15 protein-coding genes are annotated in these 14,920 nt (G+C 58.9%); 8 read left to right on the top strand and 7 right to left on the bottom strand.

Going from position 1 to position 14,920, the window contains the following annotated elements; translation table 11 throughout:
• Positions 1–28: 28 nt before the first annotated feature.
• The 4 genes from AC2FFD_RS10835 (at position 29) to glmM (ending at position 4,796) form a co-directional block, all read left to right on the top strand.
• On the top strand, positions 29–1,402 hold the full coding sequence (locus AC2FFD_RS10835) for a multicopper oxidase family protein (RefSeq protein ID WP_496873060.1): 1,374 nt from the start codon (positions 29–31) through the stop codon (positions 1,400–1,402).
• A gap of 101 nt (positions 1,403–1,503) precedes the next feature.
• Positions 1,504–2,424: a dihydroneopterin aldolase gene (locus AC2FFD_RS10830; RefSeq protein ID WP_170346604.1), complete on the top strand. Its 921-nt coding sequence runs from the start codon at positions 1,504–1,506 to the stop codon at positions 2,422–2,424.
• The gene (gene folP / locus AC2FFD_RS10825) at positions 2,421–3,419 is read left to right on the top strand and encodes a dihydropteroate synthase (RefSeq protein ID WP_496873059.1); all 999 of its coding nucleotides are present in this window, start codon (positions 2,421–2,423) and stop codon (positions 3,417–3,419) included. Before AC2FFD_RS10830 ends, folP begins: the two co-directional genes overlap by 4 nt.
• Positions 3,420–3,452: 33 nt before the next feature.
• The gene (gene glmM, locus AC2FFD_RS10820; RefSeq protein ID WP_257600487.1) at positions 3,453–4,796 is read left to right on the top strand and encodes a phosphoglucosamine mutase; all 1,344 of its coding nucleotides are present in this window, start codon (positions 3,453–3,455) and stop codon (positions 4,794–4,796) included.
• Here glmM and AC2FFD_RS10815 read toward each other — a convergent pair.
• Complete coding sequence (locus AC2FFD_RS10815) at positions 4,793–5,695, bottom strand: DMT family transporter (protein ID WP_496873058.1); 903 nt, start codon at positions 5,693–5,695, stop codon at positions 4,793–4,795. The genes glmM and AC2FFD_RS10815 overlap by 4 nt on opposite strands.
• 134 nt (positions 5,696–5,829) lie before the next feature.
• Complete coding sequence (ilvC, locus tag AC2FFD_RS10810) at positions 5,830–6,852, bottom strand: ketol-acid reductoisomerase (protein WP_170346608.1); 1,023 nt, start codon at positions 6,850–6,852, stop codon at positions 5,830–5,832.
• A 131-nt stretch (positions 6,853–6,983) separates the two neighbouring features.
• Between ilvC and AC2FFD_RS10805 the strand changes: the two genes are divergently transcribed.
• A complete protein-coding gene (locus AC2FFD_RS10805) occupies positions 6,984–7,439 on the top strand; it encodes an Lrp/AsnC family transcriptional regulator (RefSeq protein ID WP_496873057.1) in 456 nt (151 codons plus the stop codon).
• Positions 7,436–7,894, top strand: coding sequence for an Lrp/AsnC family transcriptional regulator (locus AC2FFD_RS10800; RefSeq protein WP_496873056.1), 459 nt, complete (start codon positions 7,436–7,438; stop codon positions 7,892–7,894). Before AC2FFD_RS10805 ends, AC2FFD_RS10800 begins: the two co-directional genes overlap by 4 nt.
• Positions 7,895–7,900: 6 nt before the next feature.
• On the opposite strand, the gene hutC is transcribed toward AC2FFD_RS10800, so the two are convergent.
• Positions 7,901–8,602 (bottom strand): histidine utilization transcriptional repressor HutC, encoded by a 702-nt coding sequence (hutC, locus tag AC2FFD_RS10795; RefSeq protein WP_496873055.1) that lies wholly within the window; start codon positions 8,600–8,602, stop codon positions 7,901–7,903.
• Between the two features lie 229 nt (positions 8,603–8,831).
• Between hutC and AC2FFD_RS10790 the strand changes: the two genes are divergently transcribed.
• A complete protein-coding gene (locus AC2FFD_RS10790) occupies positions 8,832–9,959 on the top strand; it encodes an aminotransferase class V-fold PLP-dependent enzyme (protein ID WP_496873054.1) in 1,128 nt (375 codons plus the stop codon).
• A gap of 12 nt (positions 9,960–9,971) precedes the next feature.
• Here the strand turns inward: AC2FFD_RS10790 and AC2FFD_RS10785 are convergent, their stop codons facing one another.
• The 3 genes from AC2FFD_RS10785 to AC2FFD_RS10775 form a co-directional block, all read right to left on the bottom strand.
• Complete coding sequence (locus tag AC2FFD_RS10785; protein WP_496873053.1) at positions 9,972–11,168, bottom strand: UbiH/UbiF family hydroxylase; 1,197 nt, start codon at positions 11,166–11,168, stop codon at positions 9,972–9,974.
• Between the two features lie 74 nt (positions 11,169–11,242).
• A complete protein-coding gene (locus AC2FFD_RS10780; RefSeq protein ID WP_496873052.1) occupies positions 11,243–11,491 on the bottom strand; it encodes a hypothetical protein in 249 nt (82 codons plus the stop codon).
• 85 nt (positions 11,492–11,576) lie between these two features.
• Positions 11,577–12,221, bottom strand: coding sequence for a pyrimidine 5'-nucleotidase (locus AC2FFD_RS10775; protein ID WP_170346615.1), 645 nt, complete (start codon positions 12,219–12,221; stop codon positions 11,577–11,579).
• A 100-nt stretch (positions 12,222–12,321) separates the two neighbouring features.
• On the opposite strand from AC2FFD_RS10775, the gene AC2FFD_RS10770 reads away from it, so the two are divergent.
• Positions 12,322–12,969, top strand: coding sequence for a GntR family transcriptional regulator (locus tag AC2FFD_RS10770; RefSeq protein WP_117869320.1), 648 nt, complete (start codon positions 12,322–12,324; stop codon positions 12,967–12,969).
• Positions 12,970–12,972: 3 nt separating this feature from the next.
• Here AC2FFD_RS10770 and AC2FFD_RS10765 read toward each other — a convergent pair whose 3' ends face one another.
• The gene (locus AC2FFD_RS10765; RefSeq protein ID WP_496873051.1) at positions 12,973–14,850 is read right to left on the bottom strand and encodes a glycosyltransferase; all 1,878 of its coding nucleotides are present in this window, start codon (positions 14,848–14,850) and stop codon (positions 12,973–12,975) included.
• Positions 14,851–14,920 lie beyond the last annotated feature (70 nt).

Below are 14,920 nucleotides of genomic sequence, written 5' to 3'. Positions count from 1 at the left end.
TCTATATTGCGGGCCCAGGAGGCCCGTAATGCTTTTCACTCGACGACACATTCTGAAAACAGCCGCCGCCGCCACAATTCTGCCGGTCGCGGCCCGCGCCGGTTATCCGCCGCTCAAGGCGCATCTGAGCCGGCAGCGCGTTGCACCCGAAGGGTTTCCTGACACAACGGTCTGGAGTTACGGTGACACTGTCCCCGGAACGGTCCTAAGGGTCGAACAGGGCGCACGCGTTCAGCGCAAACTGGTGAATGACCTTCCGCAACCAACATCGGTCCACTGGCACGGGATCCGCATTGACAACGCCATGGACGGTGTACCCGGTCTGACGCAGGATGCCGTCGCACCGGGCAGTTCTTTCGACTATGACTTCGTTGCCCCGGATGCGGGCACCTATTGGTACCACGCGCACAATCGGTCGATGGAACAGGTGGCCCGCGGGCTTTACGGGCCGCTGATCGTCGCAGAGGCCACGGCACCGGATGTCGATCAGGATCTGGTGCTGATGTTGGATGATTGGCGGTTGAACCCTGAGACCGCGCAGATAACGGATGATTTCGACAATGGCCATGATCTGAGCCATGCAGGCCGGCTTGGAAACATCCTGACCGTCAACGGATCATTCGATCCTGCGTTTGCGGTGCGAAGAAACGAGCGACTGCGACTGCGATTGGTCAACGCCTCCAATGCCCGGATATTTGATCTGGATCTTGATGGTCTTGCGGGGTGGATCGTTGCCTTGGATGGAATGCCCTTGGAAACACCACTGAGGCTGTCGGGCTCTTTCCCGCTGGCACCTGCGCAGCGCGCGGACCTGATTTTGGATGTCATCACCGAGGATGAAACGGCAAGCCTGGTCAGTGTCGAAAGAGATGGCTCCTATGGGCTGGCGCGGTTCGAAGTCGGTGGAACCGCTGCCGGGGCGCGCAGGCAGGGCGTGTCAGCATTGCCGCCTAACCCCTTTCCTGAGATCGGAAATATTCAAGAAGCACAAACGCACCAGATGCGTCTGCATGGTGGTGCAATGCGCTGGCTGGAAAGTGCCCGGCTGGGTGAAACGGAACTGTCTGGCCGCGAGTTGGCGCAGTTGGGCAAGTTCTGGGCACTGAACGGGTACGCCGAGCGCCCCGAAGACCCTTTTCTGGATGCAGCCGTCGGCAGTTTGCACAGGATCGAGTTCGTGAATGAATCCGCGTTTGCGCACGCGATGCATCTGCACGGGCATCACTTCCGATTGATCCTGGGTGATGGTTCTCTTGGCCCCTGGCGTGATACCGTTCTGGTCGGGCGGGGACAGACACGCCAAATCGCATTGCTCGCGGACAATCCGGGGAACTGGTTGCTGCATTGCCATATGCTGGGGCACGCCGCGTCCGGGATGATGAGCTGGTTTCGGGTCTCGTGACGCCGCATTCGGCGGTTGGAATGGCGCTTGTTTGAATGCTATAGGCCCTCGCAACGCCTATAGTGGGCGAACTTTGAAACGAGCCCGAAAAGGCCTGACCCATGAGTTCTGAAATCCGTCTGGCATTCGCACACCCGTCCGAACGGTCCGAGGCGACGTCTCCTCGGGGGCCGTTGGATCGTATTTCGTTGCGCGACCATATCGTCGAAGTCGAAATCGGTGCCTTCCAGGCCGAGCGGGGAACAACCCAGCGGATCTGTTTCAACATCGTGGTCGAAGTCCGGCCTCTGACGGACCCGATTGATGATGATGTGGATCGCATCCTGTCATATGACCGGGTAACGGAATCCATCGCCTATGAGCTGGCGGCCGAACGCCTGAACCTGCTTGAGACATTGGCCGAACGCGTTGCGGAACGCATACTGCTTGAGCCTCAGGCTGTAAGGGTCTTTGTCCGCATCGAAAAACTGGATCGAGGCCCGGGTGCGTTGGGGGTTGAGATCGTGCGCGGAAAAGACTCGGTCCATCATGAGGTGGCCGAAGAAGAACGCCCGCATCCCCGCCTTGTCTTCCTGTCGAATGACGCCATCGCCTCGGAAAACCTGAAGGGTTGGATCGATCAGTTGGAGAACCGCCAGCGCCCGCTGATCCTGTGTGTCGGGGCGTCGGAACTGGCGGCTCCGCAAACGGGTCATGCGATGACACAACGCCGAATTGACCTGTTGGCAATTGAACAGAATGCCTGGGTTCTGGCGGCACGGGATCATCGCTGTGTGGTAGTCTCAACGCGGACCGAATTGGATTGGGCGATGAAGAATGGCCAGATCTGTGTCTGGGCGCCATCCAAGATCGTACTGGACGCCGTTGACGGCCCGTCTGCCGCCCCGTCGGATGCCGTGGCGCTGGCTGCATGGTTCGCGGCGACCTTTGAAGCGAGCGAAATGATGGTGATCGGCGGCGCATTGCCGACGGAACCCAAAACGCCCTTGCGCGCTGTTGCGGTGGATCAGGCCCAGCTGTGAGAACCTATTTCAGACCACTAGTCCAGCATGGAGCGACCCGTCCCGCAGGCGCTGTGCCGCTGGCGGGGCAACCCCTTTGGTTCACCCATGTCGAGGCCCTGCGGCGCGGATCTGAACCTGAAATCGTCGCGGCCTCGGACGTTCCGTCAGATCACCTGAGCCGTTTGAGCCAACCGCGGGCTGACATGGCGGGCCTTGATATGCAGGTGCCTCATATCATGGGGATTCTGAATGCCACGCCGGACAGCTTCTCGGATGGCGGTGTTCACAGCTCGGTAGATGCTGCTCGCGAGGCTGCGGTGAATATGGTGGCGCAGGGTGCCGCGATTCTGGATATCGGCGGAGAGTCCACCCGTCCGGGTGCGGATTTTGTCCCGGCCGAGGAAGAAATCGCCCGAACCCGTCCGTTGATCGAAGCGATCCGGTCGGAAACAGGCGCATTGATTTCCATCGATACACGCAAGGCAGATGTCGCCAAGGCTGCCTGCGAGGCAGGGGCAGGTTTGGTCAACGATGTCTCGGGCTTCACCTTCGATCCCGAATTGGCGCCGTTCTGTGCCGCGCAGGGTGTGCCTGTCTGTGTCATGCACATGCAGGGTGATCCGGCGACGATGCAGATCAATCCGCGGTACGACAATGTTCTGCTGGATGTTTACGATTTTCTCGAAGGCCAGATTGCGCTGCTGGAACGTCTTGGCCTGAGCCGCGATCAGATCGTCGTGGATCCCGGGATCGGGTTCGGGAAGACCGAGGATCACAATTTGACCCTTCTGCGCAATATCAGCCTGTTCCACGGATTGGGCTGCCCGATCCTGTTGGGCGTGTCGCGCAAGGGCTTTATTGGTACCATCGGAAAAGAGCCTTGCAAGACTGCCCGCGCGCCGGGATCAATTGCGGTGGCTCTGGCGGGATTGTCTCAGGGCGTGCAGATCATTCGCGTTCATGACGTGGCCGAGACCTCTCAGGCCTTGCGCCTATGGGCTGCTGTCCGGTAATCCGGTCGCACGACAAATCACGGAGTGACACCTATGCGCAAGCTGTTCGGAACCGACGGGGTGCGGGGCACCGCCAACACGCATCCGATGACGGCAGAGATGGCGTTGCGCATCGGGGCTGCGGTCGGGCGGTATTTCCGACGCGACGCGACAGGGGTGCACCGGGTTGTCATCGGTAAGGATACGCGCCTGTCCGGCTATATGCTGGAAAACGCGCTGACGGCCGGTTTGACGTCCACGGGAATGAATGTGTTGCTGCTGGGGCCCGTTCCGACACCCGCCGTTGGTCTCATGACCCGGTCCATGCGGGCTGATCTGGGCGTCATGATCTCGGCCAGCCACAACCCTGCCGAAGACAACGGGATCAAGTTCTTTGGGCCCGACGGCTACAAACTGTCCGATCAGGCCGAGGTCGAGATCGAAAAGCTGATCGACGAAGGCGTCAGACCCGCCCAGGCGCAGAATATCGGCCGGGCGCGCCGGGTTGATGACGCCCGGTTTCGCTATGGTGAACGTGTAAAATCGTCGTTGCCGCGGAACGTGAGTCTGGATGGTTTGAAAGTGGTGATCGATTGTGCAAACGGCGCAGCCCACCGCACCGCGCCGGAAGTTCTGTGGGAGCTGGGCGCAGAAGTGATCCCCGTGGGAATCGCGCCCAACGGCAAGAACATCAATCTCAACTGCGGATCGACCAAGCCTCAACTGGCCGCTGAAACCGTTGTCGCGCATGGTGCCGACGTGGGTATTTGTCTGGATGGCGACGCGGACAGGGTGGTTGTGGTCGACGAAACCGGCCAGGTGGCTGACGGCGATCAGCTTATGGCTTTGCTGGCGACGGCATGGAAGAAATCGGGCCAGTTGAAGGGCGACGCTCTGGTCGCGACCGTCATGTCCAACCTGGGTCTGGAACGCCACCTGACAGCGCAGGGTTTGCGCCTCGAGCGAACGGCCGTCGGCGATCGCTACGTGGTCGAACGGATGCGTGAAGGTGGGTTCAACCTTGGCGGGGAACAGTCCGGCCATATCGTGATGAGCGATTATGCTACCACCGGTGACGGGTTGATGGCTGGCCTGCATTTCCTGGCGGAAATGGTTCTGTCGGGGCGCAAGGCGTCGGATCTGTCCAAACAATTCGAAACCGTGCCGCAGTTGCTGAAGAATGTACGTTATTCCAGCGATCAAACCCCGTTGGAGGTGCAAAGTGTACAGGCGGCCATTGCCGATGCCGAGGCACGGTTGAATGGGCAGGGCCGGTTGTTGATCCGCAAATCCGGGACCGAACCGTTGATCCGCGTGATGGCTGAATGCGAAGATGATGGGTTGCTGACCCAAGTCGTTGACAGCATCGTCGCCGAGGTCGAGGCCGCCACAAGCTAGTGCCCGAACAGAACCTTGCGCAGGCTGAACCATTGACTGATGGCCATGCCTGTCAGGATCAGCGCAAGGGCGATGAAAAAGCGCAGGGGCAGGGCCTCGGACAGAATCCAGGCGCCGAATACCATTGACCAAATGGGCACCTGATAGTTCACCAGTGTCAGAAACACGGAACCTGCGCTGCGGGTGATGGACACGCGCAGCAGGGTGGCGAACGCCGTTGGCACCAAGCCCAGCACGATCAGAGCAAGTGTGGGGCGCGTGCCTTGCCATTTGGGCAAGCCTTCGGTCATCAGCATGATGGGCACCAACAACGCAGCCCCAACCAGCAGGGTCAGCGCAGCAAGCGCCAACGGGTCGACAGGCGGACAGCGACGGGTCAAAATCGACGAAGACGCATAGCTCAATGCGGCAGTGATACAGGCCAATTGGGCCAGAGGCTCGGCCCCTTGGCCAAGCTGTGCCAGACCGGGGCCGATCAATACCAAAGCTCCCGAGAAGCCCAGACACACGCCCAGCAGGCGACGTAGATTGAGCGGCTCGTCAGAAAAGAAATGCGCAAGTGGCAATACCATCAGCGGAATGGCGGCCATGGACAGCCCCGCAAAGGCTGATGGCACGAATTGCTGCCCCCAGCTGAGCAGCATGAAGGGTACGGCAGTAGACAGCACGCCGATAAGGACAATCGAAACACTCAGCGCCGGCGTCAGAACCGGCAGCTTGCGACCGGTCACCGTCATCATCAGCAACAGGGTAACAGCGCCCAGCGTGGTTCGTGAGGTGGCGACCGTGATCGGCCCATAGCCTTCCAGCGCCATGGTGACGACCATGAAGGTCGCGCCCCAGATCAGGCCCAGCGTGAAGACGCCGCTCCAGTCCTGTCTTGTCGGCTGTTGCACCATTGGTTTGTCCTGTCGGGAAGCGCAAGTTCGCGAAATAGATTGGTCTGATCGGGCGTTTATGTGCCGCGCCACTTTTTTGTGCAAACGAAAAAGGGCGACCGCCGTGGCCGCCCTTATGCTGACTAAGGTCAGGCTTAGTTCTTTTCTTTGTCGACCATCTTTCCGGCCGAGATCCACGGCATCATGCCGCGCAGCTTGGCGCCGGTTTCCTCGATCATATGCTCGTCATTGGCACGGCGCGCCGCTTTGATGGTCGGCTGGCCTACGGCGTTTTCCAGCATGAAGTCACGAACGAATTTACCCTGCTGGATGTCGTTCAGGACCTCTTTCATACGCGCTTTGGTCTCGTCGTATTTCAGGATACGCGGTCCGGTGACGTACTGGCCGTATTCGGCGGTGTTCGAGATCGAGTAATCCATGTTGGCGATGCCGCCTTCGTAGATCAGATCGACGATCAGTTTCACTTCGTGCAGACACTCGAAATAGGCCATTTCAGGGGCGTAACCGGCTTCGACCAGAGTTTCAAAGCCGCAGCGGATCAGTTCGACCAGACCACCGCACAGAACGGCCTGTTCGCCGAACAGGTCGGTTTCACATTCTTCACGGAAGTTGGTTTCGATGATGCCCGAGCGGCCGCCGCCGATGGCCGAGCAGTAGGACAAGCCGATTTCCAGCGCTTTGCCGGTTGCATCGTTGTGGACAGCGACCAGGCAGGGCACGCCGCCGCCCTTGGTGTATTCGCCGCGCACGGTGTGGCCGGGGCCCTTGGGGGCCATCATGATGACGTCGACGCCGTCTTTCGGCTCGATCAGGCCGAAATGTACGTTCAGGCCGTGGGCAAACGCGATGGCCGCACCGGGCTTGATGTTGTCGTGGACGTATTTTTTGTAGGTCTCGGCCTGAAGCTCGTCGGGCATGGTGAACATGATCACGTCACACCAGGCCGCCGCTTCGGCGATGCCCATGACTTGCAAACCTTCGGCTTCGGCCTTCTTGGCGGAAGGCGATCCTTCGCGCAGGGCGACGACCAGGTTCTTTGCGCCCGAGTCGCGCAGGTTCAGCGCGTGAGCGTGACCTTGCGAGCCATAGCCGAGAATGGCAACTTTCTTGTCTTTGATCAGGTTGATATCGCAATCGCGATCGTAATAGACGCGCATTTCGCCGGTCCTTTCTGGTTAGGTTGCGGCGGTTGTATCTGCCTGTTCGCCCAATGGCGATAGGGTTGGGCTTGAGTATTTGCAAAAAAGATGAAGAATAATTCGCGATAACAGGAGAAAATAAAAAAATCATGCTTGATGATATTGATCGACGCATTCTGCGCCACTTTCAAGCAGACCCGAGCCTGACAACAGCGGAACTGGCCGATCTTTGCCGGATCAGCGCGGGTGTCTGCTGGCGGCGGATCGAAAAGATGCAGGCCGCAGGGATCATCCAAGGGCAGGAGGCCGTGATAGACTGGGCCGCGATGGGATATGCAGTCGAGGTCTCGCTTCGGATCACGCTTGACAAAACGCAGGCCCGAGCTTTCGACGATTTCACGCAGTCGGCGCGTGACGTGGCAGAGGTGATCGAGATCCAGACCTTTCTGGGTCGGGTCGATGTTCGTCTTTCCGTCATTGCAAGAGATATGAAGCACTATCAACAGCTCTATCGCGACCGGATTCTGACCCTGCCTCACATCGCCGATATCGAGGCCCTGATGCATATCGCGAGGGTCAAGCGGGACGAGGTGCTGCCGGTATGATCGATCTGGATGAGATTGATCGTCGTCTTCTTCGCGCACTGCAACAGGATTCCACGCAAAGTGCGGGAGCATTGGGGCGCAGGTTCGGGTTATCCCAACCCGCCACGTGGCGTCGCATTCGCCGGTTGGAAGAGGCAGGAATAATCAAGGGCCGTCGGCTGCGTCTGAATGCCGAAGCGCTGGGGTTCGGTGTTACCGTCTTTCTGGGCATCAAGCTGGGGCGCAAGGGCCAAGTCAGTCTTGAAGATTTTGAGCGCGCTGTCAGTGCCATTCCCGAGGTGCAGACAGTCGAGCATGTGCTTGGACTGTATGACTATCGACTGCGTGTGGTGGCCCGAGACCTGGCCGATTTCGAGCGTGTATTGCGGCGCCGGATCATGACATTGCCGGGTGCGGGCGATGTCGAGGCAAACGTGCTGCTGAGCGAAGAACGCCTATCTGGACCGATCGGTTGAAAACGCTCAGTATTTGGTGCGGATGCAATAGCCCGGATGATGCGTCATGCGCGCAAAAGTAAGCGGCCTGTCTTCTTTCCAGGTGGTGCGCTCCATTTGAATCATGGACGTTCCCGCCGTGGTGCCCATGAATTCTGCCAGTCGCGCATCTGCGGATATGGCGCAGAAAGCGACCTCGGCGTCGGTGAAAGGTGCGGCCGTCAACAGCCACTCGTGTGGCCCCTGTTCGACCAGGTCCGCGTCCTCTACATCTGGAACAGCCTCGATGTTGATCCACCGTTCTTCCATCTGGAAGGGCCGATTGTCTGCATAGTGCATACAGATTACATGTAGAACACGCGCATCCGGTGCCACGTTGATCTGCGAGGAAAGCCATCCAGGGCTGGTGACCACATGTCTTTCAACAAGCGCATAACGATAATTTGCATTCTGGTTTTCGACCACTTGCCGCGCCAGTGACAATTCGAGTTTGGCGTGTTTGCTGGGCTCTTTCTTGACGCGTGTGCCGCTTTTGCGTTTGCGCTCGACAAAGCCTTGGTCGGCCAGTTCTCTCAAGGCTCTGTTCACAGTGGCCCGGGCGCAATTGAACTCCTCTGCCAGCTGGGTCTCCGTCGGCAAAAGCGATCCTTGTGGCCAGACACGGCTTTCAATGCGTCGTTTTACTTCGTCTCGAACGAACTGGAAGCTGATCCGCTTTTGTATCGTCACGGGTGAATCTATCCCTTCAAGTATAAAGTGTGCGCATCTGTTCAGAAGCAAGTAGAAGTGTAAAGGGGAAGTGACACTGGTTGGCGTCATTTTCCTGTTCTCAGGAAACTAAGTGAGAAAAATTAAGTGTTTGTTAAGCTTTACGTCAGGTCAAATTTCGCCGCGAAAAGGCTTTACCCGCACTGACAAAGCGGACAAGACTTCGAAAACGCTTTGGAAAGGATGCGCCATGCCAGGCTTGCTGGAAACCGTTGACCCGGACGGGCTCGAAGAATTCTCGGTCGTATTTACCGACCGTTCGTTGAACCATATGTCGCAGAAGTTTCAGCAGGTGATGCGCGACATTTCGGACATGCTGAAAGACGTGTACAACGCGGATGGCGTTGCCGTTATTCCCGGCGGTGGAACCTATGCCATGGAAGCGGTCGCCCGACAGTTCGCACGCGGCGCGGATGTGCTGGTGGTTCGCAACGGATGGTTCTCGTACCGGTGGAGCCAGATCATTGAGAGCGGTTCCCTGACAAACTCGACCACGGTCATGAAAGCGCGAGAGACTGGCAATGCCAGCCCATCGCCTTTTGCGCCTGCTCCGATCGAAGAGGTCGTCGCCGCGATTCGCGAACAAAAGCCCGGCGTTGTTTTTGCGCCGCATGTCGAAACCTCGGCGGGGGTCATTCTGCCGGATGATTATGTGACCGCGCTGGCAAGCGCGGCGCACGAGGTGGGTGCATTGATGGTGTTGGATTGCATTGCGTCGGGTTGCGCCTGGGTGGATATGAAAGCCACCGGTGTCGATGTTCTGATCTCGGCGCCGCAGAAAGGGTGGAGCGCGTCGCCATGTGCCGGTCTGGTCATGTTGTCTGAACGGGGCGAGGCACGTCTGGAGCAGACCAGTTCCGACAGTTTCGCCATTGATCTGAAGAAATGGCGGCAGATCATGCAAGCCTATGAAAACGGCGGCCACGCCTATCACGCCACGATGCCGACCGATGCTTTGCTGGCTTTCCGCGACACCATGGCAGAGACGCGTGAATACGGGTTCGAAAAGTTGCGTGCGGCGCAATGGGCGCTGGGTGACGGTGTGCGGTCGATGCTGAAGGACAAGGGCGTCGTTTCGGTCGCGGCCGACGGCTTTGGCGCGCCTGGAGTTGTGGTCAGCTACACCTCGGATCCCGAAATTCAGAACGGCAGGAAATTTGCGGCGCTGGGTATGCAGATTGCCGCTGGTGTCCCGTTGCAATGCGATGAGCCAGAAGGGTTCAGCACGTTTCGGTTGGGTCTGTTCGGGCTCGACAAGCTGTACGACGTGGACGGCACCATCGCGCGTTTGAAACGAGTGCTGGATCAGGTTCTGTAAGCGGACCGGGCCTTAGTGAACGCCGAGGCCCATCTGCATCAACGTCTTGCGCACTGGTGGCAGGGAATAAAGTGCGCTCAGCCCCATCGCCCGTGCATCCCGCAGCGGGCGTGCCTCGATCATCGAGGCGCGGTTCAGCAGATCAATGCCTTTGACACGCATCTCGACCTCGGTGTGACGGGCCTTGTGATAGGCGTCCAGCATCTGTGCGTCTCCCAGACTTTCGGGCCGGGCCTGCGCCAAATCCAGCAGGCAACGCAGATCGCCCAGCGACATGTTCAATCCCTGTGCTCCGATAGGTGGCACCACATGCGCGGCCTCAGCCATCAGGGCGATGCGTTCCCCCGCCAGCCGTTCCGCCGATTGGCTGATGATCGGCCAGATCGTTCTGCGGGATGCCAGTTTCAGCGGGCCGAACAAACCGCAGGACCGAGAGGTCATTGCGGCCTCGAATGCCTCGGGTTCCAGGTTCAGGAGTTCAACGGCTTTCGGTCCGCGTTCCATCCAGACGATGGCGGACGAGGGCTGCCCTTCCCAGTCCGGCAGAGGCACCAGCGTGAACGGTCCACCCGACCTGTGAATCTCGGTCGAGACATTCTCGTGTGGAATTGGGTGTGTCACCGCAAAGGCCAGAGCCTTCTGCCCATATCGTGTCGTGTGCACTTTGATTCCGGCGGCCTCGCGCATAGGTGAGTTGCGACCATCGGCGGCAAGCACCAGTTTGCACAGGACGCGGCTTCCATCGCTCAGGCCCACGCGGGCCTCGGCGGTTCGGGTGAACAGGCTGGTGGTTCCGGTGCCGGTGCGGAAATCGACATTGGGCAATTCAGCCAGTCGCGCCACCATTTCTCGGCGCAGCAACCAGTTGGGCAGGTTCCAACCGAAAGGGTGGTCAGAAATGTCGGCTGCGTTGAAGTCGCGGACAACGCGCGGCTCGGGCACGTCGCCCCCCGCGTCAACGATCCGCATGATTTGCAGCGGAGCCGCGTGGGCATCCAGCCTGGCCCACAGACCGCATTGTTCCAGCAGGCCGCGCGCAGGCTGCAAAAAAGCCGTGGTGCGCAGGTCCGACCCGTCCACGTCCCGCTCGGTGATCGGAGGGCTCGGATCAACGCAGATCACTTGAAAACCTGCCGTTCCGAATACCGCCGCAGCGGTCAGGCCGGCGATCCCGCCACCGGAAATCAGGATGTCACAGCTGTCGGTCATGGCGCCTCTCATCATTCCGGGCAGAACCTAATTCGGATCTGCCCCGAGTGCCAAGTGACATCCTGTCCCGTATTTCAGCCGCGCGAAATCAGCACGAGGATCAGAAACATCACCGGCACCATCATAAGGGCAGGGATGTAGAGACCGGGAAGGCCGAACAACATGATGGAACAGCCCCACATGCTGAAAATCGCAGCGGTGGTGTAATACAAGTCTTCTGACTTGGCGTTGACCGCGTCGCGCGCCAGCCATCCAAAAACGGGAATTGCAAAGAAAATGCGCTGCCAAATCGGCAGGCGCAGCGGCATGTCAATCGCGCTCATCGGGGTCTCCATCTGTTCGTCGCTGACGCGCATATAGGTATGCAGATGCAGGTGCGGAACGTGCAGATCGTCGCACTGTGACAGGCTATCGCAGGCGGGCCAAAAACGCGGTCAGATCGTCCGTATGGTGATGAATGTGATCGGCTTCATGCGGGTCGGGGGCAACATGCACCGTACGCATTCCCATCTCGTGCGGGGCCGCGAGATTGCGTGGGTCATCTTCGAACATGGCCGCCATTTCGGTCTGGAGGCCATCCTTTTCAAAGATCGCTTCGAATGCAGCTTTTTCCGGCTTTGGTCGATACCCTGCGTGTTCGACACCGTAAATCGCGTCGAACAGGCCTGTCAGGCCGCGTGCTTCCAATACACGTTCCGCGTAAGGCGCGCTGCCGTTGGTGTAGACGATCCTCCGACCTGGAAGGGCGCGTATATGGTCGGCCAGTTCCGCATCCGGGTCCATGTGGCTCATGTCAACCTGATGTACCGCATGCAGATAAGGGTCGGGGTCCAGATCATGCTCGGCCATCAACCCGGCCAGCGTGGTTCCGTATTCGCGCCAGTAATGCGCGCGTAACCTGTCGGCCTCGGCCCGGTCGACACCGATGGCTTGCACCACATAGTCCGTCATCAGAACTTCGATCTGATCGAACAGCCGCATCTGCGGCGGATACAGGGTGTTATCCAGATCGAACACCCATTGGGTGACATGACTAAAGGAAGGTTTGACCATGGCTTGGGTTTAGGGCGCAGTCGGGCGGTTTTCAATGCCGTACTTGATCGCCGCCCCCTGACACGGCTAGACATGTCCGAACGAGGAGACAAACGATCCCATGAGCCAGACCCGATCCCCGACCAAGGACGCCTACAGCCTTATCCTGGAAGCCATCGATGTGGGCGTCTACAAGCCCGGTGATCGGTTGGTCGAAAGCGAACTGGCTGAACGGTTCGGCGTGTCGCGCACTCCGATCCGTGAAGCGCTGCAACGCCTGGAAACCCAATCCTTGCTGGAACGGGACGGGAGGTCATTGATCGTGGCGTCTCTGGACCACAACCAGATGGCCGAGCTTTACATCGTGCGCCGGGAACTTGAAGGTCTTGCCGCACGGCTGGCCGCAAAACACGCCACCGAAGAAGAAATCAAGGTTCTTCAGGACATGGTCGTCGAAGACGACAAGCTGATCGATGACCCAACGGCTTTGTCGCGCGCCAATCGACGGTTTCACGAACAGATTCATCTGGCGTCACACAACCGCTACCTGGTTCAGCAGCTTGATCTGGTCCATCGGACCATGGCTTTGATGGCGACCACTTCGCTGGCTGTTCAGGGGCGTGGCGAGATTGCGCAAAGTGAGCATAAGGGAATCGTCGAGGCCATCGCCGCCCGAGACGAGGAAGCCGCAGGGCGGGCGCTGAAGGAACATATTTCAATCGCCTTCATGACACGTCTGAAACAGGATGCCAGTCGTCGCGATAAATGAACGTCAGGCCAGCGGAACGTCTTCGCTGGCCTGTCCGTGTTGGGTTTTGTCCCAAAAAAACGGATTTGTCGCCAGTTCCCACAGCGCTTTGTAACCGGCAACCACCCCCAGAGGGAAATACAGACACATCGTCGGGACCCACGGCAGCAAAAACCGACGTTCACGCGCGGAAACGGCGATGACCCCAACGCATATGTTCAGCGCCTCGGTTGCCAGAAACAGGCAGATCAGCGCCGTCGTGATCTGTTGCGGCAGGATTTGCTCCATCGGATTGGGCATGCCCAGGGCGAATAGCCAGAAAATCCATAGAACAGGGGCCAGCAGGAACTGACCCAGAGTGCCCAGAAAGAACGCCTGTAGGCCGAAAAACTTCGCCGCACCCAAATCAGCATACAATTTCCGCGGGTCGCGCATGTGCACAAGATAGGTGACCATGAACCCCTTGAGCCAGCGTGAGCGTTGCTTGACCCACGGCCAGGCGCGGAAATTCGCCTCTTCGAATGTCGTGGTATCCACCATCTCGGTCCGATAACCGGCCCGGCAAAGCCGCACACCCAAATCGGCATCTTCGGTGACATTGTGGGCGTCCCAGCCGCCCAGTTCCAACAGCTTTTCGCGGCGGAAAAAGAACGTCGTTCCTCCAAGCGGGACGACCAGCCCCATACGTGCGATGCCCGGCAGGATCACGCGAAACCAGCTGTTGTATTCGATGGTAAAACAGCGTGACCGCCAGTTCGTGCGGGGGTTGTAGTAATCCAAAATACCTTGCAGGCATACCACCTCGGGCGAAGCTTGGGTAAAATGCGCAACGACACGTTCCATCTGATCTGGCTGTGGTGCGTCTTCGGCATCCCAAACGCCAACGATGTCACCACGACAAAAATCCAGCGCGTAATTCATGGCGCGCGGTTTGGTGGTCAACCCGTTCAGTTCCGGGACTTCAACAACACGCATCCAACTGGGCAGCGCCACCCGCGCAAGGGCGTCGCGCGTCACGTCATCGGTTTCCTCAAGCACGAGAATGACGTCCAGCAGCGCTTTGGGATAGGTCAGCCTTTGAAGCCGTTGCACCAGAGCACTCGCGATTTCTCGTTCCTTGTACAGCGGCACCATGATGGACACGCAGGGGTGCCGAAGTGCGATTGCCGCCTCGGGTGGCTCGGTCGGCTTTTTCATGTGGTCGCTGAGACAGGCCAGCGCGCCAATTATCCGAAAGGCGGCAAAAAGAACCAAACTGCCTAGGGCTGCGCCCAACAAAACCATCAATCCAAACGAAGGGAACAGGGCGAAAAGAAACAGCACACCCAGCGTTGTTGCAGATGATACGAGCCGGGGCCCGGCGGTCCAGTTGCGGCAGCTTTGAGCGGCGTTCACCCGGGTTTCGGCCGCTTTTGCAAGTGTCCGCGAGAAGTGCTGTGCAATGACCCGGTCGATCTGATGAGAATCCGCAAGAACCGGCAGGATGGCATAGTCGCAATCCTGCATCTCGGCAACCACGGTTGCAAAACGATCGGGCCGGGCAGTGGCGACCAAAACCAGAGGGCCGATGCGCATCCAGGGAATGACATTGTGCTCAAGCCAGAAATCCACCGGCTTCAGGTTGCACAATCCGGGCATCGGTGGAATTTGTTCGAGGTCTGCGATCTGCCACCCGAACTGCGTGGATAGGGCCTTCAGTACGTCCTGCCTGGTGGCATAGCCCTCGCCAACCAGAATTTCGCCAAGCGGCGCTTTCTGCCTGGTCTGTAAGCTCAACGCATGGTCCAGTTGCGAGCGCGTGATGACCTCGGTTTCCAGCAGGCAAGTTCCCAGCGGTTTGCGAAATCCGGGCGCCGGGATCGGGGCAGCGGTTGTAAAGTCCTGGAGATTAAGTTCAACCATAAAGAAACCCTGGCACAGTTACCTGCGCTCAGGGTTGATCAAACAAGGTTAATGTGCCGTTAACTCTGGT

The sequence above is a fragment of the Ruegeria sp. YTSC002 genome, assembly GCF_059609845.1.
The sequence above is the reverse complement of the archived record's forward strand: the minus strand, read 5'-3'. Positions and strand labels throughout refer to the sequence as shown.